The 23,892-nt window shown below is 70.2% G+C and carries 27 protein-coding genes; 24 read left to right on the forward strand and 3 right to left on the reverse strand.

The features are described from left to right. The first annotated feature begins 29 nt into the window (after nucleotides 1-29). Both C3E78_RS02875 and C3E78_RS02880 read left to right on the forward strand, forming a co-directional pair. On the forward strand, nucleotides 30-827 hold the full coding sequence (locus C3E78_RS02875) for an ester cyclase (protein WP_159085792.1): 798 nt from the start codon (nucleotides 30-32) through the stop codon (nucleotides 825-827). A 46-nt stretch (nucleotides 828-873) separates the two neighbouring features. Beyond that, nucleotides 874-2,496 (forward strand): AMP-binding protein, encoded by a 1,623-nt coding sequence (locus C3E78_RS02880; protein WP_159085793.1) that lies wholly within the window; start codon nucleotides 874-876, stop codon nucleotides 2,494-2,496. 12 nt (nucleotides 2,497-2,508) lie between these two features. On the opposite strand, the gene C3E78_RS02885 is transcribed toward C3E78_RS02880, so the two are convergent. Further along, nucleotides 2,509-3,273 carry an enoyl-CoA hydratase/isomerase family protein gene (locus C3E78_RS02885; protein WP_108576895.1) on the reverse strand — a complete coding sequence of 255 codons (765 nt, stop codon included), beginning with the start codon at nucleotides 3,271-3,273 and terminating at the stop codon, nucleotides 2,509-2,511. A gap of 205 nt (nucleotides 3,274-3,478) precedes the next feature. Here C3E78_RS02885 and C3E78_RS02890 point away from each other — a divergent pair, with 205 nt between their 5' ends. Genes C3E78_RS02890 through C3E78_RS02935 form a run of 10 tightly spaced genes read left to right on the forward strand, consistent with a single transcriptional unit; the run spans nucleotide 3,479 to nucleotide 12,190 of the window. Beyond that, nucleotides 3,479-4,240 carry an SDR family NAD(P)-dependent oxidoreductase gene (locus C3E78_RS02890; protein ID WP_108576896.1) on the forward strand — a complete coding sequence of 254 codons (762 nt, stop codon included), beginning with the start codon at nucleotides 3,479-3,481 and terminating at the stop codon, nucleotides 4,238-4,240. Between the two features lie 2 nt (nucleotides 4,241-4,242). Then, nucleotides 4,243-5,382: an acyl-CoA dehydrogenase family protein gene (locus tag C3E78_RS02895; RefSeq protein ID WP_108576897.1), complete on the forward strand. Its 1,140-nt coding sequence runs from the start codon at nucleotides 4,243-4,245 to the stop codon at nucleotides 5,380-5,382. Between the two features lie 26 nt (nucleotides 5,383-5,408). Next, nucleotides 5,409-6,458: a CaiB/BaiF CoA transferase family protein gene (locus tag C3E78_RS02900; protein WP_135804915.1), complete on the forward strand. Its 1,050-nt coding sequence runs from the start codon at nucleotides 5,409-5,411 to the stop codon at nucleotides 6,456-6,458. Continuing rightward, nucleotides 6,455-7,423, forward strand: coding sequence for a zinc-binding dehydrogenase (locus tag C3E78_RS02905; protein ID WP_108576899.1), 969 nt, complete (start codon nucleotides 6,455-6,457; stop codon nucleotides 7,421-7,423). The genes C3E78_RS02900 and C3E78_RS02905 overlap by 4 nt, the downstream gene beginning before the upstream one ends. A gap of 41 nt (nucleotides 7,424-7,464) precedes the next feature. After that, entirely contained in the window at nucleotides 7,465-8,625 is a 1,161-nt protein-coding gene (locus tag C3E78_RS02910; RefSeq protein ID WP_108576900.1) for an acyl-CoA dehydrogenase family protein, read from the forward strand. Nucleotide 8,626: 1 nt separating this feature from the next. Continuing rightward, nucleotides 8,627-9,067 (forward strand): hypothetical protein, encoded by a 441-nt coding sequence (locus C3E78_RS02915; protein WP_108576901.1) that lies wholly within the window; start codon nucleotides 8,627-8,629, stop codon nucleotides 9,065-9,067. After that, nucleotides 9,064-9,471, forward strand: coding sequence for a MaoC family dehydratase (locus C3E78_RS02920; RefSeq protein ID WP_108576902.1), 408 nt, complete (start codon nucleotides 9,064-9,066; stop codon nucleotides 9,469-9,471). Before C3E78_RS02915 ends, C3E78_RS02920 begins: the two co-directional genes overlap by 4 nt. Next, nucleotides 9,468-10,241 (forward strand): SDR family NAD(P)-dependent oxidoreductase, encoded by a 774-nt coding sequence (locus C3E78_RS02925; protein WP_108576903.1) that lies wholly within the window; start codon nucleotides 9,468-9,470, stop codon nucleotides 10,239-10,241. Before C3E78_RS02920 ends, C3E78_RS02925 begins: the two co-directional genes overlap by 4 nt. Nucleotides 10,242-10,268: 27 nt before the next feature. After that, nucleotides 10,269-11,423 carry a thiolase family protein gene (locus tag C3E78_RS02930; protein ID WP_108576904.1) on the forward strand — a complete coding sequence of 385 codons (1,155 nt, stop codon included), beginning with the start codon at nucleotides 10,269-10,271 and terminating at the stop codon, nucleotides 11,421-11,423. Then, nucleotides 11,420-12,190, forward strand: coding sequence for an SDR family NAD(P)-dependent oxidoreductase (locus tag C3E78_RS02935; protein WP_108576905.1), 771 nt, complete (start codon nucleotides 11,420-11,422; stop codon nucleotides 12,188-12,190). The genes C3E78_RS02930 and C3E78_RS02935 overlap by 4 nt, the downstream gene beginning before the upstream one ends. Before the next feature lie 63 nt (nucleotides 12,191-12,253). Here C3E78_RS02935 and C3E78_RS02940 read toward each other — a convergent pair whose 3' ends face one another. Further along, complete coding sequence (locus C3E78_RS02940) at nucleotides 12,254-13,048, reverse strand: nuclear transport factor 2 family protein (RefSeq protein ID WP_108576906.1); 795 nt, start codon at nucleotides 13,046-13,048, stop codon at nucleotides 12,254-12,256. Nucleotides 13,049-13,208: 160 nt separating this feature from the next. On the opposite strand from C3E78_RS02940, the gene C3E78_RS02945 reads away from it, so the two are divergent. The 8 genes from C3E78_RS02945 (at nucleotide 13,209) to C3E78_RS02980 (ending at nucleotide 19,675) form a co-directional block, all read left to right on the forward strand. Next, the gene (locus C3E78_RS02945) at nucleotides 13,209-13,913 is read left to right on the forward strand and encodes a TetR/AcrR family transcriptional regulator (RefSeq protein WP_108576907.1); all 705 of its coding nucleotides are present in this window, start codon (nucleotides 13,209-13,211) and stop codon (nucleotides 13,911-13,913) included. Nucleotides 13,914-14,014: 101 nt separating this feature from the next. Beyond that, nucleotides 14,015-15,181, forward strand: coding sequence for an ABC transporter substrate-binding protein (locus C3E78_RS02950; RefSeq protein ID WP_108576908.1), 1,167 nt, complete (start codon nucleotides 14,015-14,017; stop codon nucleotides 15,179-15,181). Nucleotides 15,182-15,242: 61 nt separating this feature from the next. Beyond that, a complete protein-coding gene (locus C3E78_RS02955) occupies nucleotides 15,243-16,139 on the forward strand; it encodes a branched-chain amino acid ABC transporter permease (RefSeq protein WP_108576909.1) in 897 nt (298 codons plus the stop codon). Continuing rightward, nucleotides 16,136-17,065 carry a branched-chain amino acid ABC transporter permease gene (locus C3E78_RS02960; protein ID WP_108576910.1) on the forward strand — a complete coding sequence of 310 codons (930 nt, stop codon included), beginning with the start codon at nucleotides 16,136-16,138 and terminating at the stop codon, nucleotides 17,063-17,065. Before C3E78_RS02955 ends, C3E78_RS02960 begins: the two co-directional genes overlap by 4 nt. Then, complete coding sequence (locus C3E78_RS02965) at nucleotides 17,062-17,835, forward strand: ABC transporter ATP-binding protein (protein WP_108576911.1); 774 nt, start codon at nucleotides 17,062-17,064, stop codon at nucleotides 17,833-17,835. The genes C3E78_RS02960 and C3E78_RS02965 overlap by 4 nt, the downstream gene beginning before the upstream one ends. Next, on the forward strand, nucleotides 17,810-18,568 hold the full coding sequence (locus C3E78_RS02970; protein WP_108576912.1) for an ABC transporter ATP-binding protein: 759 nt from the start codon (nucleotides 17,810-17,812) through the stop codon (nucleotides 18,566-18,568). The genes C3E78_RS02965 and C3E78_RS02970 overlap by 26 nt, the downstream gene beginning before the upstream one ends. Next, entirely contained in the window at nucleotides 18,565-19,074 is a 510-nt protein-coding gene (locus C3E78_RS02975) for a VOC family protein (protein WP_108576913.1), read from the forward strand. The genes C3E78_RS02970 and C3E78_RS02975 overlap by 4 nt, the downstream gene beginning before the upstream one ends. Nucleotides 19,075-19,183: 109 nt before the next feature. After that, nucleotides 19,184-19,675 carry a flavin reductase family protein gene (locus C3E78_RS02980; protein ID WP_108576914.1) on the forward strand — a complete coding sequence of 164 codons (492 nt, stop codon included), beginning with the start codon at nucleotides 19,184-19,186 and terminating at the stop codon, nucleotides 19,673-19,675. A 104-nt stretch (nucleotides 19,676-19,779) separates the two neighbouring features. Here the strand turns inward: C3E78_RS02980 and C3E78_RS02985 are convergent, their stop codons facing one another. Further along, on the reverse strand, nucleotides 19,780-20,388 hold the full coding sequence (locus C3E78_RS02985) for an LLM class flavin-dependent oxidoreductase (protein ID WP_235833755.1): 609 nt from the start codon (nucleotides 20,386-20,388) through the stop codon (nucleotides 19,780-19,782). 36 nt (nucleotides 20,389-20,424) lie between these two features. Here C3E78_RS02985 and C3E78_RS02990 point away from each other — a divergent pair, with 36 nt between their 5' ends. From C3E78_RS02990 to C3E78_RS03000, 4 genes are all read left to right on the forward strand, one after another. Beyond that, nucleotides 20,425-21,546, forward strand: a complete 1,122-nt coding sequence (locus C3E78_RS02990) for an ABC transporter permease (protein WP_108576916.1) — start codon at nucleotides 20,425-20,427, stop codon at nucleotides 21,544-21,546. A gap of 11 nt (nucleotides 21,547-21,557) precedes the next feature. Then, nucleotides 21,558-22,469, forward strand: a complete 912-nt coding sequence (locus C3E78_RS02995) for an ABC transporter permease (protein WP_108576917.1) — start codon at nucleotides 21,558-21,560, stop codon at nucleotides 22,467-22,469. Nucleotides 22,470-22,533: 64 nt separating this feature from the next. After that, nucleotides 22,534-22,677, forward strand: a complete 144-nt coding sequence (locus tag C3E78_RS18175) for a hypothetical protein (RefSeq protein ID WP_159085794.1) — start codon at nucleotides 22,534-22,536, stop codon at nucleotides 22,675-22,677. A 73-nt stretch (nucleotides 22,678-22,750) separates the two neighbouring features. Then, nucleotides 22,751-23,824, forward strand: a complete 1,074-nt coding sequence (locus tag C3E78_RS03000) for a TauD/TfdA family dioxygenase (RefSeq protein ID WP_108576918.1) — start codon at nucleotides 22,751-22,753, stop codon at nucleotides 23,822-23,824. Nucleotides 23,825-23,892: the final 68 nt, after the last annotated feature.

Consider the following 23,892-nt stretch of genomic DNA (forward strand, 5'->3'; position numbering starts at 1 on the left):
GAGAGTGGGGAGCGGCGATGCTGGACCTGATGAGGCGGTACGTCCACGGCTTCGTGAACGCCCAGGACCCGGACGCCGCCCGCTCGATCATGGCCGCCGACTACCGGCTCCACATGGGCAGCGACACCCTCGTCGGGCGCGACGACCAGTACCTCCCCGCCGTGCTGCACCAGATGGCGCAGTTCCCTGGCCTCGGGTTCAGCATCCACGAGCTGATCACGGACGGTACTAGAACTGCCCTGCTGTTCAGTGAGCACGGTCACGCCGAACGGTCGCCCGGCCACGGTGCGGCGTGGCGTGGTGTCAGCATCTACCGCGCGGAGAACGGCCTCCTGGCCGAGTGCTGGGTCGAGCAGGACCACTTCGGGCGCCGCCACCAGCTCGCCGTCGGCGAGGCGGAGCCGGTGCGCCCCGTCGCGCTGGATCCGTGGTCGGCCCACGAGCCGGCGGACGACACCCGGCGTGAGCAGGCCGAGGTCGCGCTGCAGCAGTGGCTCGGCAGGCTCACGTCCTGGCCGCCGGCCGAGGGTGCGGTCGACGCCGGCTCCAGCGGGTCGACACAGCCGCGCATCGAGGTGACCTCCGTCGTCCTGAACGCCTTCGTGGTGGAGGGGGCCCGCGTGGCCTTCAACGCCACGATCGCCGGGACCTACCGCGGCGGCCTGCCCGACGCGGGAGATCCCGGCGTGCCGGTGACGACCGCGATCGGCGCCTTCGCCCGTCTGGCGGACGGCGAGCTGACCGATCTCGACGCGATCAGCAACCGGGTCCTGGTCCAGCGCCAGCTGCGCGCGGCCCGCGAGGGAACGGCGTCACGCACGCCCTGAGCAGCACCCACGTCAACCCAGAACACACGTCATGGAGGACCGCAGCATGTGGATCAACGCAACAACCATCGGAGACCGCCTCGACCAGGAGGCCGATCGCAACGACGGGATCGCGTTGGTGATGGGTGATCGCCGACTGACCTACCGCGAGCTGTCCGACGCGAGCGACCAGGTCGCCGCCGGACTTCTCGGCCTCGGCGTCAAGCGTGGCGACCGGGTCGGCATCCTCATGCCCAACTCGGTTGACTTCGTCGTGTCGATCTTCGCGATCGCGAAGATCGCGGCCGTCATCGTGCCGGTCAATGCGCGGTTCAAGGCGCACGAGGCCTCCTACGTCATCGATCACGCGGAGATCTCCGTGATGCTGACGTCCGGGGATCCGTCCGGGGCGACGGACTTCCCGGGCCTGCTGGCCACCGTGATCTCCGAGGGCGGCATGGCCGAGGCGACCGTGGTCGACATGGGGGAGTCGCCGCGCGGGGGGTTCCTGACCCGCGACGACCTGCTCGCCGCCGCGGTGCCCGTCGCGGACGTCAAGCGGGTGCAGGCCAGTGTCCGGCTGCGCGACATCGGCATCCTGATGTACACGTCGGGCACCACCGCCCGCCCCAAGGGCTGCCTGCTGACCCACGAGGCCGTGGTCCGTCAGGGCGAGAAGGTCGCCCGCACGCGGTTCAACCTCACGCGTGAGGACGCCTTGTGGGATCCGCTGCCCCTGTTCCACTGCGGCGGCATCGTGCCGATGCTCGGCGTGTTCTCGGTCGGCGCCAAGTTCTGCCACCCGGGGTTCTTCGAGCCGGGGCCCTCGCTGCGGATGATCAAGGCCGAGCGCTGCACGGTGCTGTACCCCGCCTTCGAGGCGATCTGGCTGGGCCTGGTCGACCACGAGGAGTACGTGCCGGAGGAGCTGCAGCACGTCCGGCTCGTGCAGAACATCCACACGCCCGAGCGCATGGAGCAGTTCGCGGCGCAGATGCCCTGGGCCAGCCACGTCACGTCGTACGGCTCCACCGAGTGCGCGACCAACCTGACCATGGGGCTGGAGTTCGACAGCCCGGACCTGCGCCTGCGCACGCTCGGCCCGGTGGTCGACGGCATGGAGGTGAAGATCGTCGATCCCGAGACGGGTCTCGAGGTCCCGCCGGGCGTCATGGGCGAGCTGTGCTTCCGCGGCTACTCGTGCTTCGAGGGCTACTACAAGGACCCCGAGCTCACCGCCCAGGTGTTCGACGAGGACGGCTTCTTCCACTCCGGCGACCGCGCCTGCATCGAGGAGACCGGTCACCTGCTGTACGGCGGCCGGATCAAGGACATGCTCAAGGTCGGTGGCGAGAACGTCGCGGCGATCGAGATCGAGGACTTCCTCGCGACGCACCCCGCGGTCCGGGTCGTCCAGGTCGTGGGCGTCCCGGACGCACGCTACGACGAGGTGCCTGCCGCCTTCGTCGAGCTCGAGCCGGGCGCCGAGGCCACCGAGGCGGAGATCATCGCGTACTGCATCGGTCGGGTCGCGACCTACAAGGTGCCGCGCTACGTGCGCTTCGTGACGTCCTGGCCGATGTCGGGCACCAAGATCAAGAAGTTCGAGCTGAGGGACCCCCTGGTTGCGGAGCTGACGGCCGACGGTGTGCCGCAGGCACCGAAGCCTGCAGCACAGCCGGCGTCGTAGGGGGCCGAGCGCTCAGGAGGACGTGCGCGACCGGTCGAGGAACCGCTGCAGGCCGCTGATCGCGTCGGGGGACTCCATGAGCGCGAGGAAGTGCCGGTGCTCGAGCGCCAGACCCTCCGCGAGGGCGACCGTCGACGCGGTGCGAACGGTCGTCTTGGCCGATCGCAGGGCCGCCGGCGCCGTCCGGGCGAGCCGGCGGGCCAGGTCCTGGGTGGCCTCGTCGACCGTGCCCGGCTCGACGACGCGGGTCACGAGGCCGAGCCTCAGGGCCTCGGCGGCATCGACGAGGCGGCCGGTGAGCACGAGCTCGAGGGCCGCGAGCTCGCCGACCCGGCGGGGCAGGCGCTGGGTGCCGCCCGCCCCGGGGATGAGCCCCAGCTTGATCTCCGGTGTGCCGAGGACTGCGGTGGTCGATGCCACCACGATGTCGCAGCAGAGCAGCAGCTCGAGCCCGCCGCCGACGGCAGGCCCGCCGACGGCGGCCACGATCGGCTGGGGGAGTGCGTCCATCAGCTCGAACAGGCGGGTCGTGATCGCGGTGTGGTGGCGGATCTGCTCGGGATCGCCGGCCGCCTCCAGGAGCTCGGCGATGTCACCTCCTGCGATGAACTGACCGTCGTGCGCCGAGCGGATGACGACGACCCGGACGTCGTCGGTCAGCGACTCGAGCGCGGACGTCAGTCCCAGCAGCACCGGCTCGGCCAGCGCGTTGACGGGCGGGTGGTCGAGCGAGATGACGGCGACGCCGTCGTGGAGCGAGGTCGAGACGGGGTTCATGGACTCTCCTGAGTATTGACAAACGGGTGTTTGGTGGATCTGTCTGAAGTGAGAAGCGGTCGACGACGCGGATTCCTACTGGTATTTCGGCGGAGGACGATTCCCTCCGGTGATCGGGCGATGAGAACTGGTTGAGACTATCGACCAACAACCAAACATACGGTAGATTGCGAATCCGACGTCGTCGAGAACGAGGAGCTGTCAGATGCAGGTGCAGGGATCGGTGGGACTGGTGACCGGCGGCGGCGGTGGCCTGGGCGCAGGAGTCGTCCGGATGCTGCTCGAGAACGGCGGCAAGGCGGTCGTCCTCGACCTGGACCGGAGCCCAGCGGCCGACCTGGCCGCCGAGCTGGGTGACGACGTGCTGTTCATCCCGACCGACGTGTCGGACGCCGACCAGGTCGCCGCGGCGGTCGCGCAGGCGGTCGAGACCTTCGGCCGGATCGACCTGTGCGTCAACGCAGCCGGCATCTCGCCCGCGCACCGCGTGGTCGACCGCAAGGGGACGATGTTTCCCCTCGACACCTTCCGCACGACGCTCGACATCAACCTGACCGGGGCGTTCGACGTGATCCGCCACGTCGCGAAGGCCATGAGCGAGCAGGACGCGGGGGCCGACGGCGAGCGGGGCCTCATCGTCAACGTCGCGTCAGCGGCCGGGCTGGAAGGACAGACCGGACAGGCGGCCTACACGGCCTCCAAGGGCGCGATCCTCGCCCTCACGCTGCAGCTGGCCCGCGACCTGTCCGTGTGGGGCATCCGCGTCATGTCGGTGGCGCCCGGGATCATGGACACGCCCATGCTGGCGGGCGTCGACGAGGCGCGTCGCGCGGCCCTGGTCGACCTGCACGTGTTCCCCAAGCGGCTCGGCACGCCGGCAGACTTCGCCGCGGTCGTGAAGACCTTCATGGAGGTCACGCTGCTCAACGGTGAGTACGTGCGGCTCGACGCGGCCACGAGGCTCTGATCGTGAGGCGTCACCTGTACTCCGCCGAGCACGAGACGTTCCGGGCCGCGTTCCGCGAGTTCCTGGAGCACGAGGCCGTGCCGTACGTCGAGGACTGGGAGTCGGCCGGCACCCTGCCGCGGGAGTTCTGGCGGAAGGCGGGCCAGGCCGGGTACCTCGGCTTCGAGGCGGATCCCGAGCTCGGCGGCCTCGGCATCACGGACTTCCGCTACAACGCGGTGATCCAGGAGGAGGTCGCCGCGAGCGGCATCGCGAACGACGGCTTCTCGCTGCACAACGACATCGTCACGCCGTACCTGCTGGAGTTCACGAACGAGGAGCAGCGCCGTCGCTGGCTGCCCGGGTTCACCGCCGGGGACACGGTCACGGCGATCGCGATGACCGAGCCGCAGGCCGGCTCCGACCTGGCCGCGGTCGCGACCAGCGGACGCCGCGAGGGGGGGGCGATCGTGCTCAACGGCTCCAAGACGTTCATCACGAACGGATCGATCGCCGACCTCGTCATCGTGCTCGTGCGCACGGGCGAGGACGACGGCCGCGGGATGACGCTGGTCGTCGTCGAGGAGGGCACGCCCGGGATGACGCGGGGCAAGCCGCTGAAGAAGGCCGGCCGCCGGGGGCAGGACACCGCGGAGATCTTCTTCGACGACTGCGCCGTGCCGGTCGAGAACATCCTCGGCGAGCCCGGTCGCGCGTTCAGCCTGGTCAAGCGCAACCTGGCGCGCGAACGTCTCTCGATCGCGGTGCACGCGGTGGAGAGCGCCCACACCGGTCTGCAGCTCGCACTCGAGCACACGGCCATGCGGTCGACCTTCGGCCGTCCCATCAACCGTCACCAGGCCGTGAGCCACACCCTCGCCGAGATGCACACCGCGGTGCAGGTCGCCCGCAGCCACGTGGACGCGTGCGTCGTCGAGCTCGACGAGGGCCGACTGACCGCCGAGGACGCGGCCGGTGCCAAGTTCTGGGCGACCGACCTGGAGGGGACCGTCCTGGACCAGGCCCTCCAGCTGTTCGGCGGGTACGGATTCATGGACGAGTACGAGATCTCGCGTCGCTGGCGCGATGCGCGGGTGCAGCGGATCTACGGCGGCGCCAACGAGATCATGAAGGACATCGTCGGACGGGGGCTCACCCGGTGAGCGCGCCCTGGCGTCCCCTCGAGGGCATGACGGTGATCGACCTGACCCGCATGCTGCCGGGCGGGACGGGGACGTTGCTCCTCAGCGATCTCGGGGCCGAGGTCGTCAAGATCGAGCAGCCGCCGGGCGGCGACGCGACCCGCTGGCTCGAGCCGCGCATCGGCACGGACTCGAGCGCGCAGCACCAGTACATGGATCGCGGCAAGACCTCGCTCTCCCTCGACCTCAAGTCCGAGGCCGGACGCGCCGAGCTGTTCGAGCTCGTGGGACGTGCCGATGCCCTGGTCGAGAGCTTCCGTCCGGGCGTGGCTGACCGGCTGGGCATCGGCTACGAGGTCCTCGCCGAGATCAACCCCGCGCTGGTCCACCTGGCGCTCTCGGGCTACGGGCAGGAGGGCCCGCGCGCGTCCGCAGCCGGCCACGACCTGAACTTCGTGGCACGGGCAGGGCTGCTCGGCGCCGACCGCGAGGTGCCGCCGACCCTCGTCGCGGACGTCACGGGCGGGGTGCTGGCGGCACTCGGCCTGACGGCCGGCGTCCTGTCGGCGCGTGAGACGGGCCGCGGCTCGTTCATCGATCTTGCCCTGGCCGACGCGGCTCTGGTGCTGGGCGGCATGCAGATCGCCGAGCGCCTCGCGTCCCAGCGGCTGGACGTCCCGGTCGCGACCCCGTTGGACGGACGGAGCCCCTGCTACCGCGTGTACCCGACGTCGGACGGCCGGCACCTCGCCGTCGCCGCCGTCGAGGAGAAGTTCTGGCAACGCGTCGTGGAGATCCTCGGCCACCCCGAGTGGGCGACGCGGCAGACCGATCCGACGCTCGTGCCCGAGGTCGCGGCCGTGCTGGCCACGAGGCCCCTGGAGCAGTGGCTGGCCGAGCTCGACCTGCCCGACACGTGCGTGTCGGGGGTCCTCGACATCGACGACCTGCCCGACGATCCGCAGGTCCGCGAACGGGGCTCGCTCATCGAGGTGGAGACCGCCGCCGGACCGCTGTGGCAGGTGGCGCCGCCCTTCCACGCCCGTGAGAACTCGAACAACTCCCCATCCCGACGGTTCCTGGAGGTACCGACATGAGAAGAGCACAAGCCCGCGAGATCGCCACCGACCTGCCCTCGGACGTCATCGAGGTCGTCGAGGCCTCCGAGCCTGAGGCCCGTGAGGGATGGACCACCGTGCAGGTCAAGGCCGCGGCCCTCAACCAGCACGACCTGTGGTCGATCAAGGGCGTCGGCGTCACCGCCGAGCACTTCCCGCTGGGCATCGCCTCGGACATCGCCGGCGTCACGCCCGACGGGCGCGAGGTCGTCGTGCACTCGCTCGTGGCCGACCCGTCACGCGGTGGCGGCACCGAGCTGCTCGACCCGCGCCGTCGCATGCTGGCCGAGGCCACGACCGGGGGTGCGGCCGATGCGGTCCTCGTGCCCGACCGCAACCTGGTCGACAAGCCCGCCGGGCTGAGCTTCGAGGAGGCCGCGTGCCTCCCGACCGCCTGGCTGACCGCCTACCAGATGCTCTTCGTGAAGGCCGAGGCCAAGCCCGGCGACACCGTGCTGATCCAGGGCGCCGGCGGCGGCGTGTCGACCGCAGCGATCACCCTCGCCTCGCGCGCGGGCCTGCGCGTGTGGGTCACCGGCCGTGACGAGCAGCGGCTTGCCGCTGCCCAGAAGATCGGTGCCACGGCGGTCTTCGCCGCCGGCGAGCGTCTGCCCGCCCGGGCCGACATCGTGCTCGAGACGGTCGGCGCCGCGACCTGGGACCACAGCACGAAGTCCGTGCGCCCTGGCGGAACGATCGTCGTGGCCGGCGCGACCACCGGCGCCAAGGTCTCCCTCGACCTGATGAAGGTGTTCCTCAACCACGTCAGGATCCTCGGCTCGTCGATGGGGACGGTCGAGCAGCTGTCCTCGCTCGTGGCGTTCTGCGTCGCGGCCGACATCCACCCCGCGATCGACTCGATCCACTCCCTCGACGACGCGCAGGCAGCGGTCGCCCGGCTCGAGAGCGGCGAAGCGGTCGGCAAGGTCATCATCCGCCCCTGAACCGCACGCCTCACCACACACATCACACAAGGAGCATCGACATGGATTTCAGCATCACTCAGGACCAGGAAGACTTCGTGGAGTTCGTGCGCGACTGGGTCGACCGCGAGGCGCCCAAGTCCGCCGCCCTGGCGTGGGAGAAGGAGGAGCACACCTTCCCCGAGGACCTGTTCCAGAAGATGGCGTCAGCGGGCTTCCACGGCGTCGGGATCCCGGAGGAGTACGGCGGCCAGGGTGGCGACATCGTGACCCAGATGCTGCTCGCCCGGGGACTGTCCCGGTCGCTGGCCGGACTCACCTGGGTCTGGGGCATCACCTCGTTCGCCGGCGGCAAGTCGGTCGGCCTGTACGGCAGCGAGGAGCAGAAGAAGCACTACCTGCCGCGCATCTGCTCGGGTGAGGACAAGTGGGCCATCGGCTTCACCGAGCCCGGCGGTGGCACGGACCTCCTCGGCGCCATGCGCACCCGCGCGAGGAAGGTCGAGGGCGGCTGGGTCGTCAACGGCCAGAAGACCTGGAGCTCGATGGCGCACGTCGCCGACAACATCCTGCTGCTCGCGCGCACCGAGGAGACCGAGAAGCGGACCCAGGGCCTGACCCTGTTCATCCTCCCGGCCAAGTCCGAGGGCGTCACGATCCGGGAGATCCCGAAGCTCGGCATGCGCGCGCTCGGCTCGTGCGACGTGTTCCTCGACGAGGTCTTCATCCCCGACGAGAACGTCCTGGGCGAGCCCGGTCGTGCGTGGTACATGCTGCTGCCGACCCTCAACAACGAGCGCGTCATGCTGGCCTCGTTCTGCGTCGGAATCCTCGACGGCGTCCTGGAGGACGCCCTCAGGTACATGGACGAGCGTGAGGCGTTCGGCGGGAAGATCGGCCGGTTCCAGGCGCTGCAGCACCATGTCGCGAACATCGCGATGTGGCGCGAGCAGTCCGAGCTCGTGGTGTTCAAGGCGGCGTGGATGCAGGCGACGGGCCGGGACGCCGGCGCGATGTCGAACATGGCGAAGGTCATCGCGTCCGAGCTCGCGGGTCAGGGCGCTGACCTGGGCCTGCAGATCCTCGGCGGCATGGGTTACTCGGCCGAGACGAACATGCAGCGGTACTGGCGGGACGTCCGCCTGTTCCGCATCGGCCCCATCACCAACGAGATGGCACGCAACGGCATTGCCGAAGGACTCGGCCTGCCGCGGTCGTTCTGACATGGAGACTGGAACGCACCCCCTCCAGCACCTGGTGGGATCGCGCGTGCCCGGCGGTGAGTACAGCATCGCCGGGTACGAGAGCTGGCTCTCGCGCGACGCGCTGTCGGCTGCGGCCTCGCCGCAGCCCCACCCGATCATGGCGTTCATCGGCGTGCAGCGGGGCATGGGGCTGAGCGTCGCCGGGCTGTTCGAGCTGCTGGAGTGCGACATCGCCGACGGCCCGATGCTGGCGCAGTCGACGATCGAGCTCGACCGGGACCTCGAGACCGGCCGCACGTACGCCGTCGAGGGCGAGGTGGTCGCCCTGGTGCGCAAGCAGGGTGCCGTGCTCGGCACCTTCGACCTGGCCACGTGCCGCTTCGACCTCCTGGACGCCGAGGACGGCGCCCGGGTCGCCAGCGTCACCAACGTGTACGCGATCGGAAGGGACGACTCATGACCTTCACCCCACCGGGCGAGGTGCTCACGTGGCAGCTCCCCGAGGTCGACCCGGAGAAGATGAAGGTGCTGGCGCTGCTGCTGGCGGACCCCAACCCGATCCACTTCGATCCAGAGGCCGCTGCGGGCATCGGCGCCGCGCGCGTCGTGAACCAGGGACCCTCGACGATGGCGACGGTCTACAACCTGTTCGAGCAGACGCACCCGGACCACCGGGTCGCCCGCGTGTCGTTCCGTCTTCTCGGCAACGTCCTCGCGGGTGACGCGGTGACCGTCTCGGCGGTCCCGTCCGACCAGGCCGAGCCGGATGCCACGACGTTCGACGTCACGGTCCGGACGGGTGAGGGCACCACGGTCATCACGGCCCGGGCCGAGCTCGTGCGACGCAGCGAGGTGGCCTCGTGACGCGCCCGCTGGCCGTCGTGACCGGTGGGTCCCGGGGCGTCGGGCGGGCGATCGTCGCGGCCCTGGCCCTCGACCACCGGGTCGTCTTCTCCTACCGTCGCGACCGGGAGTCGGCCGACGACCTGCTGCGCGCCGTCGCCGAGGCGGGCGGCGAGGCGCATGCGGTGCAGGCCGAGCTGTCCGAGCCCGGCGCCGCGACGGCGCTGGTCGAGGCCGTGCTGGCCGAGCACGGGGACATCGCCGTGGTCGTGGGCAATGCGGGTTCTGCCTCCCGTGGGTTGTCGACGGTCGACACGACCCTCGCGGAGTACCTGCGGATGCTGCACATCCACGCCCTGTCGAACATCGAGCTGGCCGCGGCCGCCATGCCCTCGCTGCGCAGGCAGAAGGGGAGCGCGGTCTTCGTCTCCAGCACGGTCGTGGACCTGCTGCCCGAGGGAACGGCTCCGTACGCCGCGGCGAAGGCGGCCATGGGAGCGGCGGCGGTCGTGATGGCGCGCGAGGAGCGGGTGCACGGGGTCCGGGTCAACCTGGTCGCCCCGGGCCTGGTGGCGACCGACATGGGCAACCGTCTCACCGAGGCGACGACGGGTCATGCGAGCGCGTCGACCCTCGACGAGCTCTCCCCGCTCGGTCGGGTCTGCCGACCGGAGGACGTGGCCGGGGTCGTGGCCTTCCTGGCGGGTCCCTCGGCCTCCTACGTCACCGGCCAGCGCGTGCTGGTCGACGGCGGCGGCCCCCGCAACTCCCTCGTACCCACCGCCGACTGACACACCACAACCAAGAGGAGCTTTCACATGAAGGATGCAGTAATCGTCGAGGCCGTGCGCACGCCGATCGGCAAGCGCAACGGCGGCCTGTCGGGCGTCCACCCGGCCGATCTGTCCGCCACGGTCCTGCAGGGGCTCGTGGACCGCACGGGGCTCGACCCGGCCCTCGTGGAGGACGTCATCTGGGGATGTGTGAGCCAGGTGGGTGAGCAGTCGATGAACGTCGGTCGCTACGGCGTGCTCGCCGCCGGCTGGCCCGAGTCGGTGCCCTCCACGACCGTGGACCGGCAGTGCGGCTCCTCGCAGCAGGCCGCGGCCTTCGCCGCTGCCGGTGTGATGGCCGGGCACTACGACATCGTCGTCGCCGGTGGTGTCGAGTCCATGAGCCGCGTGCAGATGTTCTCGTCGGTCGAGAACGGTCCCGGTCACCCGCAGTCGCCCCTCGTCACGGCACGCTACGGCGACCAGCTCGTGCCGCAGGGCATCGGCGCGGAGATGATCGCCGAGAAGTGGGGCCTCAACCGTGAGCGCCTCGACTCGATCGCGGTCCGCTCGCACGAGCGCGCCGCCGCGGCGATCGACGCCGGACGGTTCGCCGGCCAGATCGTGCCCGTCACGACCCCCGAGGGCGTCGTCGTCGACACCGACGAGGGCGTGCGCCGCGGGACGACCCTGGAGACGCTCGCCAAGCTCAAGACGCCCTTCCAGGAGAACGGCCGGGTGACGGCCGGCAACGCCTCGCAGATCTCGGACGGCGCCGCCGCACTGCTGATCATGACTGCCGAGAAGGCGCGCGACCTCGGCCTCACCCCGATTGCACGTTTCGTGTCGTCCGCGGTCGTGGGCGTCGACCCGATCACGATGCTGACCGGTCCGATCCCCGCGACGCGCAAGATCCTCGACCGGTCGGGGATCCCGCTGTCGGAGATCGGTGTCTTCGAGGTCAACGAGGCCTTCGCGTCGGTCATCGGTGCGTGGGAGGACGAGATCGGTCCCGACACCGACAAGGTCAACCCGAACGGCGGCGCGATCGCCCTGGGTCACCCGCTCGGCGGCTCCGGCGCCCGTGTCATGACCACGATGCTGCACCACATGCGCGACAACGACATCCAGTACGGCCTGCAGGCGATCTGCGAGGGCGGCGGCATGGCGAACGCGACGATCCTGGAGCTCCTGAGGTGAGCCACGGTCTCCTGCAGGACCGGGTCGTGGTCGTCACCGGCGGCTCGAGCGGCAACGGGCGGGCGATCGCCCTCGCGGCCGCCGCCCAGGGCGCCCGCGCCGTGGTGGTCGCCGACGTCGTCTCGGAACCGCGGGAGGGCGGCCGGCCGACGCACGAGGTCATCGGGGGCGACAGCCTCTTCGTGTCGTGCGACGTCAGCCAGCCGGACTCGATCGAGGCGGCCGTCGCGGCCGCGGACCCGTTCGGCGGGGTCGACGTGCTGGTCAACAACGCCGGCATCGTGGGACCGGCGAGCCGGGTCGTCGAGATGGATCCCGCGGACTTCGACCAGGTGCTCGCGGTGAACCTGCGGGGCACGTTCCTGGGTTGTCGGGCCGCGGGACGCCGGATGGCCGAGCGCGGCTCCGGCAGCATCGTCAACGTCGCGAGCATCGCCGGGATCCTCGGGTCGCGGAGCTCCGCGGCGTACAGCGCCTCCAAAGCGGGGATCCTGCTGATGACGAGCACCCTGGCCTTCGAGCTCGGCTCCGCGGGCGTGCGGGTCAACTCGGTCCTGCCCGGGATCATCGAGACGCACATGACGACGGTCGACCGCACGCTGGCGACGGACGCGTACGCGGCGACGGTGGCGAAGGTGCCGCTCGGCCGCCTCGGCACGCCGGACGACATCGCGAACGCGGTGGTCTACCTCGCGAGCACCCTGGCCGGGTACGTCACGGGCTCATCACTGGTCGTCGACGGCGGGCTCATCGCCACGGTTCCCTGACCTCTGGGGACGAGGAGGGGCCGGTCCGGATGCCCGGGCCGGCCCCTCCTCGTGCTCGAGCCCTCAGGCAGCTGCGGCGAGCCGGCGCAGGTACGTGTACCGATCGGTGACGACGTGGCCCGTGATGCGTCCGTCGACCACCCGGACGAGCCCGGTCGCGTAGAGCTCACCGTCGACGCCCCGCAGGCCGTCATGGGCGTCGCCCAGGCCGCCTGCGTAGGCGCCCGACACCGAGACGTGGAACGCAGCCTGATCGCTGGCGCTGAACAGGTCGATGACGCGCGAGGTGGGCGCGTCGAACCGTGCGAGGGGGGCGCCGGGGGTCGCGTCGTCCCGGGTGATCTCCGGGTCGTCCAGCCATCGCGAGGACTCGAGCCACGCGCGCACGACGTCCTCGATGTGGGGTGACGCGGGCTCGTCCGGCGCCATGAAGGGGTCGAGGGCGGGGGCGGAGACGGGAAGGGGGACACCGTCGTGCTGCTGCGCGGCCCGCGAGAAGTAGTCCTGCTCCACCCGGCACTCGGTGAGGCGCTCGTGGTCCCACCGGTACATGCTGACGCCCTGCCAGCTCGCGGACGTCCCGGAGAGGACCGACCGGCCGTGCTCGGTGAAGTGCAGGGCGGCGCGCTCGCCGTTCGAGATGAACCCGTGGACCGTGAAGCCGAGGCCGGGGTACTGGCGGTACTGCTTGGCGGTCGCGGGCTTGTACTGCTCGTCGCGGCCGCGGAGGCTGAACGTGTTCATGTGCAGCACGTAGTCCTCGACCATGATCCGGTCGCAGACCGTGAAGTCGTGGCTCGCCGTGTAGCCGTACGCGTAGATTCTCAGCAGCTCGGCGAACGGGGAGAGATCGGTCATCCGTGCATCATACAAACGGCCGGTTGGTAGAGCAATCACCGGATCCCAGCCTGAGCGGTGCTCCGAGAGGGCTTCCCCGCCGTCGGGGCCGGGTCGTCAGTGGTTCGCGGCTGCGCGCGGCGTGCGACAAGTCAAACGCTCGGATGGTAACTTCTCGCAAATGAACGCAAGTGCAGGACCCAAGGCGCCGGGGGGCGCGGACGACGCCACGACCAGCGATTCGGCGTCGATGCCCAGGTCGGGTCGCAAGGTCACGACGTCGAACCGTCAGTCGCCGCGCAAGTCGGGCGACGAGCGATGGAAGGAGCTGCTCGACGTCTCGGCCAGGATGTTCGCGGACCGCGGGTACGCCGCCACCTCGCTCCAGCACATCGCCGACGAGCTCGGGATGCTGAAGGGCAGTCTCTACTACTACATCAAGACCAAGGACGATCTGCTGTACGAGGTCATCCGCGGCGTGTACTGGGAGGGAGTGGCCAATTTTCGCCGTATCACCACGGGTCCGGGCGATGCGGTCGACCGGCTCGAGCACGCGATCCAGGGCCACGTGCGCTACCTGATCGACAACATCACGGCGACGACGGTGTTCCTGCACGAGTTCGACCAGCTCTCGCCCGGTCGGCGCGAGGAGCTCTCGGCGCTGGGCTACACCGAGCAGCTGCGCGACCTCATCCGCGCCGGCCAGGCCGAGGGCAGCATCCGGCCCGAGATCGATGCGTCGATGGCGGCCCTCGCCGTGCTGGGCGCGACGAACTGGATCTACCGCTGGTACCGCGATCCGGGCTCGCGTGGCCCCGACGAGATCGGCCGGCAGTTCTCGGACATCTTCGTGTCCGGCCTCGTCTCCCCGTCCCGCAAAGCCTGACGCTGCCGAGCGGGCCGACGCGGCTCGTCGTCCGATTGGCTTGACATGTGACGTGAGTCTCGTACTCTTGTCGGCAAGTCACCAAACGAACGGATGGTAAAATGACGTCTACCACAAGCCGGCGCTCCGGCAGGGTCCTGGCGCTCGGAACGGTTGCAGCCCTCGTCCTCGGGGCCTGCGGATCGGGCAGCGACTCCGGAGAGTCCAAGGCGGACGCTGACACCGTCACGGTCGACCTGCTGACCGAGCTCACCGGCGCCGCGGCGTTCTGCGGCAAGTCGGTCCGCGCGGGCGCGGAGGCGGCCATCAAGAAGGCCAACCAGGACGACATGCTCGACGGCGTCACCATCAAGCTCAAGGTCCGCGACACCGCGACCGATCCCCGCAAGGCGTCGGCCGCCATGAGCGACGCCGCGTCATCGGATGCTGCGTCGACGATCTTCGGCTGCTCCAGCGCCGAGGCCGTGGCGATCGCCCCCATCGCCCAGGACGAGGAGATCCCGCTGGTCGCGGTGCAGTCCGGCACCGAGGGCGTCGTGGACGCGGGTGACTACGTGTTCCGCACGACCGCGCCGCAGTCGTCGTACCACAAGAAGCAGGTCGACCACTGGGAGAGCAAGGGCGTCAAGAGCGTCGCGATCGCCTACCAGACGGACAACCCGACCCTGGTCGACCTCGGTGAGAAGGTCTATCCCGACCTGCTGAAGGACGCCGGGATCAAGCTGGTGAAGAGCAGCAAGTTCGCCGGCGACGGATTCGACTTCACGGGCCTCGCCAACGGCATCGTCTCGGCGAAGCCCGAGGCCGTCCTGGTGCTCGGCCAGGGCACGCCGAACGTCACGATCGTGACCCAGATCCTGCAGAGCGGCTTCGAGGGTCTGATCGGCGGCACGCCCGGCTTCTCCGGAGGCGTGCTGAAGCCCCTCGGCGCCAAGGCCGACGGCCTGACGTGGCCCACGGACTTCCACCCCGACGCGGACAACGCCGGCACGAAGGACTTCGTCGCGGCGTACACCAAGATCACGGGCACGAAGGCCGAAGAGATCGACGCCTTCACGGCCGAGGCCTGGGACGCCGTGATGTTCACGGTCGCCGGCCTGAAGAACGCCAAGAGCTTCGACCGCTCCGACGTCCGGGAGGGCTTCTCGAAGGCTGCCGACGAGGGCATCGAGGGCGCTGTCGGTCCCCTCACGTTCGAGGACCGTGACGCACGAGCCGAGGGCGTGCTGATCGAGTGGCAGGACGCCACCGCGCGTCTGGCTCCTTGACCGCCGGCCGGCCGGGACGTCGAGGCGTCCCGGCCGGCTCCTCCTCTGTGAAAGAAGATCCATGCTCCAGCTCTTGAGCAGCGCGCTCATCCTCGGCTCGATCTATCTGTTGTTCTCGATGGGTCTGAGCCTGTCGTGGGGAGTTCTGAACATCCTGAACCTCGCCCACGGCTCCATCTTCATGTTCGGCGCCTTCAGCGCGTACCTCATCACGCGTGAGGTCACGCAGGACATCCATCTGGCGGTGCTCGCGGTCATCGCGGCCCTCGTCGGCGGCGCCCTCTCCGTCCTCCTGCAGGTTCTCGTCTACCACCCGCTGCAGCGTCGTACCGCTGATGCGCACTCGGCCGAGCTCGGCGTGCTGATCGCGAGCATCGGTGCCGGGCTCATCCCGGTCACGGTCGCCCTCAACCTGTCGACCGACGAGGTCGTCAACCTCCCGGCCGGCGTCGTGGAGACACAGATCCACGTGTTCGGCTCGGTACGCATCACGACGCTGCAGATCGGCATCGTCATCGTTTCGCTCGTGCTGGCAGCGGCCCTCAGCGTGTTCGTCGCGCGGACCCGGACCGGCCGCGCGATGCGGACGATCGCGGCCGATCCCGTCACCGCCGACATCATGGGCATCCCCGTGGCACGGCTCTCGGCCCTGACCATGTTCATCAGCGGTGCGTTGGCCGGGACGGCGGGCCTCCTGCTCGCCGCCAACGCCAACGCGATCGAGGCGCACATGGGTGACGGCCTGCTGCTCAAGGCGTTCGCCGCCGTCGTGCTCGGCGGGGTCGGCAGCATCCCCGGCGCCGCGGTCGGCGCCTTCGCCCTCGCACTGGGCGAGACGTTCGCGGTCGAGTACTTCGGCGGTGACGCGAAGGACTTCGTGGCCTTCGGCCTCATCATCGTGGTCCTGCTCCTGCGACCCCAAGGCATCTTCACCCGAGCGGCAGGTCAGCGCGCATGATCAACGAATGGGTCTCCGACAACGAGACGCTCCTGCAGACCGTCATGGTCTACTACATCTTCGGCCTCAGCATCCAAGTCGTCCTCCGAGCCGGTGTGTTCTCGCTCGCGAGCGCGGGCATGTGGGCCATCGCCGGGTACGCGACCGCCTGGATGCTCGACCGGGACATCGCCTGGCCGTTGGCCGTCGCCGTGTCGCTGGTGATCGTCCTGGTGGTGTCGCTGCTTCTCGCGATCGCGTTGGGCCGCCTGTCGGGGCTCTACCTCGGCATGGCCACGATCGCGTTCGACCTCATCATCGTGTCGCTCGCGTACACGTGGGAGAGCGTCACGGGTGGGGCGATCGGCCTGTACGGGATCCCGCGTGACGTGACCCTGCTCCACGCGGTGCTCCTGGCAGTCGTCGCGACGGTCGTCGTGGGCCTGCTGCAGGCCCGTGCCGGCGGCCGTGCCCTCGACGCACTGCGCACGGACGCGACCCTGGCCTCCTCGGTCGGCATCAACGTCCCACGCGCACGCATCTACTGCATCGTCCTGAGCGGGGTGCTCGGCGGCCTGTCCGGCGCGATCAGCCCGCTGATCTTCGGAGTCCTCGGACCCGGCGACGGCGGCTTCACCCTCGTGGTGCTGGGCCTCACGATCGTCGTGATCGGCGGCTCCCGGTCGTGGATCGGCGCCGTGGTCGGTGCGGTGATCGTCACTTTCCTGCCCGAGGTCCTGACCTTCATGGACGAGTGGAGCAGTGCGGTCTACGGCGTCCTGATCGTCGTCATGGTGATCTTCGCCCCGCAGGGACTGACCAGCATCGTGGCCCGGCTCGTCCGTGCTGCCACCGGCCGGACCAGGCCGCGTCCAGGTGACGGGTCGCAGGATCCGCACCAGCCGGAGCCCACCGGCGATCCCGTCTCGGTGGAGGAGCGCTCATGACCACGGAACCCTTGGTACGCCTGGACGGCGTCATGGTGCACTTCGGCGGCGTCAAGGCCGTCGATGGCGTGACCTTCACGCTCGAGCGCGGCTCGTTGTGCGGCGTCGTCGGTCCGAACGGATCGGGCAAGACCACGCTGATCAACGCGATGTCCGGCATCTCGCCGGCGACGGGCGGCCGGATCGAGTTCCTCGGGTCCGACACCACCCGGTCCTCGCCGTTCGCGCTGGCCCGCCTGGGCCTGCGGCGTACGTTCCAGTCGATCCGCCTGCTCCCGGAGCTCGACGTCCTGGCGAACGTTGCCCTCGGCGCGGACTCGGGGGGCGGTCAGTACGACGGCCTCCTGCGGCCCCGTCGGTCCCGCACCAACGAGCGGCGCACGCGCGAGCAGGCACTGGCGGCTCTCGACCGGGTCGGCCTCGTGCACCTCGCCCGGCACCGGCCGACGGATCTGCCGTACGGCCACCAGCGCATGATCGAGATCGCTCGCGCGGTCGTCAGCGAGCCCGAGGTGCTGCTGCTGGACGAGCCGGTCGCCGGCATGTCCGGCGAGGAGCGCCGCCAGGTGGCGGACCTCCTGATCTCGCTCCGGGCGGACGGCATGACCCAGATGCTCGTGGAGCACGACCTGGGTCTCGTGACCCGGATCTGCGACCACCTGGTCGCCCTCGATCACGGGCAGGTGATCGCCGACGGCGATCCGCTCACCGTCATGAACGACTCTTCTGTTAGGGAGGCCTATCTTGGCCCGCAACACACGTCAGCTTGAGGTTCGTGACCTCACCGTCCGCTACGGACGCCTCACCGCGGTCGAGTCCGTCTCGTTCACGGCCGTCCCGGGGACGATCGAGCTGCTGCTCGGCGCGAACGGCGCGGGCAAGAGCTCGACGCTGAAGGCGATAGCCGGGGTCGTCAGGCCCGCGTCCGGCCAGGTCCGCATCGGTGACCAGGACATCACCGGCAAGCCGGCCTGGCGCGTCGTGCGGTCCAAGGTCGTGCTGGTGCCGGAGGGCCGCCGCATCGTGCAGTCGTTGAGCGTCGAGGAGAACCTGCTGCTCGGCGGGTACTCCAACACCGAGGCCAGCAGCCGCGACTCGATCCTCGCCGACGTGTACGACCTGTTCCCGATCCTCGCCGACCGCCGTCGGTCGGCCGGGGGTCTCCTGAGCGGCGGTGAGCAGCAGATGCTCGCGTTCGGGCGGGCGCTCATGGCCGATCCCGACGTCATCTTGATGGACGAGCCGTCGATGGGGCTGGCACCGGTGATGGTCGACAAGGTCTTCGAGACGGTCCGTGAGATCGCGCTGCGGGGCATCGCGATCGTGATGGTCGAGCAGAACGCCGCGGCCATGGAGCTCGCCTCGGGGGTGCACGTCCTGGAGCAGGGGCGCGAGGTCCTGGGTGGCACGGGCGCCGAGCTGCGCGGCGACCCGCGGGTCGCGAGCGCTTTTCTCGGCGTCTCGGACTCGGGCGGGGCCAGCGCGGCGGCGCCGGCGTCGTGACCGTTGAGGAAGGCGCGGACCAGCGTCCATGGCTGGACCACATCGGCTTCGCGGTGCCCGACATCGGGCCCGCGGCCGAGCTGGTCATGAGCGCCCTCGGTGGCGAGTTCCAGCGCGGCGGGGACAACCACGACTACGGGTTCCGCACGGCCCAGTTCCACCTGCGGGGTGAGGTCAAGCTCGAGCTGCTCCAGCCGGTCGACCCCGGCTCGGACCTGCAGCGGTTCCTGGACGAGCGTGGGCCCGGGGTGCACCACGTCACCTTCCTGACCGATGACGTCGTCGGGCTCGAGCGTGACCTGACGTCCTGCGGCTACCGGACCACCGGCACCAAGCTCGACGACCCGAACTGGCGCGAGACGTACCTGGGCCCGTCCCAGGGTCTCGGCACGGTCCTGCAGTTCGCGGACACCGTGCTGGACTGGCACACCCCGTGGCCCGGCATCGAGCTGGCCGACGTCATGGCCGGGGCGCTGACGTGGGACGGCGCCCGGCTCCGTCGGTAGCCGTGCGCGTGAGCCCGTCGCCCGTACACCACTCGTGTGCGGGCGTGGGGCTCGTCCGCGATCCGGGCGGGCCGGGCAGCGTTTCGCCCGGCGATCTACCGTCGATGACATGAGCGAAGAACCCACCATCGACGCCGAGGTGCTGCAGAAGTCGTTCCGTGCGGCGATGGGCAACGTCGCGGCCGCGGTCTCGGTCGTCACGACCTTCCACGACGGCGGCCCCCACGGCACGACGGTCAGCGCGTTCTCGTCGCTGTCGATGGACCCGCCCATGCTGCTGGTCTCGCTCGACAACCGCTCCAACCTGCTCACCAAGCTCGAGGTCGGCTCCCGCATCGGGGTCAACGTCCTCGCCGCGGACCAGGAGCAGGTCGCCATGCGGTTCGCGGGCAAGGGCGACGACAAGTTCCTCGACGTGCCGTGGCAGCTGGAGGACGGCGCCCCGGCGCTGCGGGAGCGGCACGCCTGGGTCGCGCTGTCCGTCGAACGGCTCGTCCCGGCGGGCGACCACACGATCGTCCTGGGGGCGGTCGAGGCCGCCGACTCGACGGATGCCGCCCCCCTGACGTACTGGCAGCGGACCTTCGGCACCCACACCTGACCACCCCTGACCACCCCTGACCCAGATGTGCGGACTCCTGCACGGTCTGCTGGCGCAGAAAACGTGCGGGAGTCCGCAGATCTGGGCGGGGTCGGGGCCGGGGGTCAGGCCAGCAGGCCCCGGTGCCGCAGGATCGGCTTGACGCCCTCGGCGAACCAGTACGCCTCCTCGACGTGCGGATAGCCCGACAGGATGAACTCGTCGATGCCGAGCGCCGCGTACTCCTCGACGAGGTCGGCCACCTCGGCGTGGCTGCCGACCAGTGCCGTGCCCGCACCACCGCGCACCAGGCCCACTCCCGCCCACAGACCCGGGTGGATCTCCAGGTCGTGGGCGTCGGTGACGTCGCGGCGGGTCTCGTGGAGGGCGCGCATGCGCTGCTGGCCCACGGACTCCGACGCCGCGAGGGCCTCCTGCGCCTTGGCCACGTCCGCGGGGTCGAGGCCGTCGAGCAGCGACTGGGCCTGCGCCCAGGCGGCCTCGGTCGTGTCGCGGGTCAGGACGTGCAGACGGATGCCGAACCGCACCTCGCGGCCCTCCTCCTTCGCCAGCCCGCGGATCCAGTCGAGCTTCTCGGCGACCTGGGCCGGCGGCTCGCCCCAGGTGAGGTAGACGTCGGCGTGCCGGGCCGCCACCGGGCCGGCCGGGGCGGAGGACCCGCCGAAGTACAAGGGAAAGGTCGTCGGCGACATGCCACGCAGCGGGGTCGACATGGAACGTCTCGGCATGCTCATGGGAGGCGAGGCCGCATGAGTGCCACGATGACCGCCCTCCGCAAGCGGGACGACACGACGCGCGTCGGCGAGTGGGCGATCCACGCGGGCCTGCTCGCCGTCTCGATCCTGGCCGCCCTCGGCCTCGCCGGGCTGCTGCTGGAGACGACCGGGCACGATGCCCTCGAGGCCTACCGGTCGATGTGGGAGGGCAGCCTCGGGTCGTCGTCGAGCATCGCCGCGACCCTCAACCACGCCGGGCCGATCCTGCTGGTCGCGGTCGGCGCATGCGTCGCGATGCGGGCCGGGCTGATCAACCTCGGTACGGAGGGTCAGGTCCTGGTCGGGGCCCTCGCCGCCACTGCGGTCGCCGTCAAGCTCGACCTGCCCACTGGACTCATGCTTCCCGCCGTCCTTGTGGCCGGTGCCCTCGGCGGCGCCGCCTGGGCAGGCATCGCGTCACTCCTGCGGTTCGGCCGAGGGGTCAGCGAGGTGCTGACGACGCTGTTGATGAACTTCGTCGCGATCCAGCTGATCTCATGGATGGTCAACCGCACGTACCTGCTGCAAGCGGGTGCGGAAACCGGAGCAGCCGCCAGCAACCGGCTGCCACAGTCCGAGAGCATCCCCGCCGGTGCCCAGCTGGCTCCCGCCGTGGAGGGTGACGGGTTCGCGATCCAGCCGGTCATCGTCATCGCGCTCGTGATCGCCCTCGTGGTGGCATGGCTGATGCGCAGCACGACGTGGGGACTGCGCCTGAAGATGACGTCGGGCAACCCGCGAACGGCGGTGCGATTCGGATCGAGCATCGCGATGATCGGCGGCTGTGCACTCGCCGTGTCCGGCGCGCTTGCGGGCCTGGCCGGCGCGGCCTTCCTGTCCTCGGACGCCCACCGGCTCACGCCCGGTCTCTCCAACAGCTACGGCTGGGACGGATTCCTGGTCGCCCTCATCGCCGGGCCCCGCCCGCTGGTCGCCGTTCCGGTCGCCCTCCTGTACGGCGGAGTCCGGGCCGGTGGTGGCTGGATGGCGTCGATCGGGGTGAGCGGGGCGATCGTCGGGATCGTGCAGGCGCTCCTCGTGCTCGCCGTGCTGTTGCCCTCACTGGTGGTCAGACACCGAGCGCGGCAGCGCGTCCTCTCCGACCGCGCCCGCTGAAAGGGAAGACCATGATCAACGATCTGTCCACGATGCTGGAGAGCACGGCACGCCTCGCTGCACCGCTCGCCTTCGTCGCACTCGGCGAGCTCGTCTCGGAGAAGGCCGGTGCCTGCAACATCTCGGCCGAAGGCATGATGCTGGGCGGTGCCTTCGGGGCCGCCTGGGGTTCCTACGCCACCGGCTCGCCGATCCTGGGCCTGATGCTCGGGGCGGTGGCGGGCGCGCTCGTGGGCTTCCTCCAGGGGCGACTGTCCCACTGGCTGACCCTCAACCAGTTCGTCGTCGGTCTCACGCTCAACATCTTCGTGCTCGGGCTGACGACGTACCTGTTCCAGAACTACCGGTTCAGCGCGGAGGGCTTTGGACGCACCGAGATCCCGCTGCTGTCGTCGATCCCGGTCGTCGGTGATGCCCTGTTCGGGCAGCCCTGGCCGTTCTACCTGCTCTACGTGGGCGTCCCGGGTGTGTGGTGGTTGCTCTACCGGACGCGATGGGGCCTCAACGTGCGTTCGGTCGGCGAAGCCGCCCGGGAGAGCACGGTCACCGGTATCGATGTGAACCGGATCCGGCGGCAGGCCGTCATCCTGGGGGCGGCCGTGGCCGGTCTCGGCGGCGCCTATCTGGCTCTGGCCGCGGTCGGCAACTTCGGCGAGAACATGACCGCTGGTCGCGGGTACGTCGCGATGGCGGCGGTCATCTTCGGTGCGTGGAGCATCAAGGGGACGCTGGCCGGATGCCTGGTCTTCGGTGCGGCCGACGCGTTGCGGCTCGCGCTGCCGGCGATGGGCTACGAGCTCAACCCCCAGCTGCTGATCGCGGCACCGTACGTGCTGGCGCTGATCACGATGGCGATCTTCGCGTCCCGCGGCCGCAGCCCCCGTGAGCTGGGGATCGGTTTCGATCGGCACGCGTTGCGCTGACGCAGCGACGACATCCGAGGATGTTGGTCGCCAAGGCCGAACCGGACACTGCAGAGAGGACGCCGTGAGCAGCGAGAACCGCCGCACCGCGCTCCTGCTCGCCTGCGGCGCCGTCGCCGGCTACACGTCGCCGTCTCGCGTCTCGCCCAAGCGGACCGGTCTGTGGCGCCCGGGATCTGCGCTGGGTCGCCCCCAGACGCTGTTCTGACCCGGGTCGTCCCCCACCAGCGTGGGGGGTGCTCCCACCCGTCAGAACCGTCACACGCAACCAGGAGAGACCCATGACCAGTACCACCGACCCCGCTTTCATGTCCGGCCCGTCCGCATGGCGCGGCGACGAGCTGTCCCGATCGACCGAGTGGATCCACCACCTCACCGTTGCCGAGCGCGAGGAGCTCGAGGTGCTCGGCCGGGCCTTCGTCGCCGACGATCCCGATCTGCGCACCGTCACCGCGGCCGACTACCCGCTCGACGCGTGCCGAGCGCTCAACGAGGAGTGCGCCCGGCAGATGGACTCCGGTCGCGGCTTCATCCTCGTCCGGGGGCTGCGCACCGACGAGTACGGCGACGAGGTGGCAGCGGCCATCTTCTTCGTCATGGGTCTGCACCTGGGCCAGCCGATCGCCCAGAACCAGATGGGCGACCTGCTCGACCACGTGGTGGCGACGTCGAACAAGACCATGGACGACAAGACGGCGCTGCCCTCGCGCGTCCGTGACCGCCTGCCGTTCCACTCCGACAGCTCGGACGTCGTCGCGCTGATGTGCCTGCGCGGCTCGAAGTCCGGCGGTGCGTCGAGCCTGGTCAGCGGGACCACGATCTACAACGAGATCGTTCGCCGCCGGCCCGATCTCGCGCCGCTGCTGCTCGAGCCCTTCCACTTCGACTGGAGGCGCCAGGACCCGGACGCTCCCGCGGAGACCTACACGTCGCCCATCGTCAGCCTGGTCGACGGCGTCCTCAGCACCTACGCGGGGATGTCGATGATCTTCACGGCGCAGGAGTACCCGAGCGTCCCGAGGCTGACGCCCGATCAGGTCGAGGTGCTGCACCTCTTCGACGAGATCTCCCAGGAGCCCGGGCTGGCCATCGACATGGACTTCCAGCCCGGAGACGTCCAGTGGCTGCTGAACTACGCCGCGCTGCACTCACGGACCAGCTTCGAGGACCACCCCGAGCCCGAGCGCAGGCGTCACCTCCTGCGCCTGTGGCTCAAGCGCGACGCCGGCCGTCCCTTGGTGCCCCGCTTCGGCAAGCACGTCGTCGTGATGGGTGAGCCGTCCGCGCCCGCCCAGGACGGCGGCCGGTTCAGCATCAAGGACGCCGTCCAGGTCAACGACTCCTGGGGCAACTGACCCTCGGCGGGGACGTCATCCCAGGCGCGGCGCAGAGCGCACGCGCGGGATGACGTCCCCAGCGTTGT

The sequence above is a fragment of the Aeromicrobium chenweiae genome, from assembly GCF_003065605.1.
Lineage (GTDB): Bacteria > Actinomycetota > Actinomycetes > Propionibacteriales > Nocardioidaceae > Aeromicrobium > Aeromicrobium chenweiae.

Coding starts and splice junctions, on each gene's coding strand:
- C3E78_RS02985 (WP_235833755.1), bottom strand. CDS start 20,388: ATGTCGACCCCGCTGCGTGGCATGTCGCCGACGACCTTTCCCTTGTAC.
- C3E78_RS02990 (WP_108576916.1), top strand. CDS start 20,425: ATGAGTGCCACGATGACCGCCCTCCGCAAGCGGGACGACACGACGCGC.
- C3E78_RS02920 (WP_108576902.1), top strand. CDS start 9,064: ATGACCTTCACCCCACCGGGCGAGGTGCTCACGTGGCAGCTCCCCGAG.
- C3E78_RS02905 (WP_108576899.1), top strand. CDS start 6,455: ATGAGAAGAGCACAAGCCCGCGAGATCGCCACCGACCTGCCCTCGGAC.
- C3E78_RS02910 (WP_108576900.1), top strand. CDS start 7,465: ATGGATTTCAGCATCACTCAGGACCAGGAAGACTTCGTGGAGTTCGTG.
- C3E78_RS02930 (WP_108576904.1), top strand. CDS start 10,269: ATGAAGGATGCAGTAATCGTCGAGGCCGTGCGCACGCCGATCGGCAAG.
- C3E78_RS03000 (WP_108576918.1), top strand. CDS start 22,751: ATGACCAGTACCACCGACCCCGCTTTCATGTCCGGCCCGTCCGCATGG.
- C3E78_RS02965 (WP_108576911.1), top strand. CDS start 17,062: ATGACCACGGAACCCTTGGTACGCCTGGACGGCGTCATGGTGCACTTC.
- C3E78_RS02880 (WP_159085793.1), top strand. CDS start 874: ATGTGGATCAACGCAACAACCATCGGAGACCGCCTCGACCAGGAGGCC.
- C3E78_RS02980 (WP_108576914.1), top strand. CDS start 19,184: ATGAGCGAAGAACCCACCATCGACGCCGAGGTGCTGCAGAAGTCGTTC.
- C3E78_RS02890 (WP_108576896.1), top strand. CDS start 3,479: ATGCAGGTGCAGGGATCGGTGGGACTGGTGACCGGCGGCGGCGGTGGC.
- C3E78_RS02950 (WP_108576908.1), top strand. CDS start 14,015: ATGACGTCTACCACAAGCCGGCGCTCCGGCAGGGTCCTGGCGCTCGGA.
- C3E78_RS02960 (WP_108576910.1), top strand. CDS start 16,136: ATGATCAACGAATGGGTCTCCGACAACGAGACGCTCCTGCAGACCGTC.
- C3E78_RS02885 (WP_108576895.1), bottom strand. CDS start 3,273: ATGAACCCCGTCTCGACCTCGCTCCACGACGGCGTCGCCGTCATCTCG.
- C3E78_RS02945 (WP_108576907.1), top strand. CDS start 13,209: ATGAACGCAAGTGCAGGACCCAAGGCGCCGGGGGGCGCGGACGACGCC.
- C3E78_RS02955 (WP_108576909.1), top strand. CDS start 15,243: ATGCTCCAGCTCTTGAGCAGCGCGCTCATCCTCGGCTCGATCTATCTG.
- C3E78_RS02900 (WP_135804915.1), top strand. CDS start 5,409: ATGACGGTGATCGACCTGACCCGCATGCTGCCGGGCGGGACGGGGACG.
- C3E78_RS02940 (WP_108576906.1), bottom strand. CDS start 13,048: ATGACCGATCTCTCCCCGTTCGCCGAGCTGCTGAGAATCTACGCGTAC.
- C3E78_RS02995 (WP_108576917.1), top strand. CDS start 21,558: ATGATCAACGATCTGTCCACGATGCTGGAGAGCACGGCACGCCTCGCT.
- C3E78_RS02875 (WP_159085792.1), top strand. CDS start 30: ATGAGGCGGTACGTCCACGGCTTCGTGAACGCCCAGGACCCGGACGCC.
- C3E78_RS02915 (WP_108576901.1), top strand. CDS start 8,627: ATGGAGACTGGAACGCACCCCCTCCAGCACCTGGTGGGATCGCGCGTG.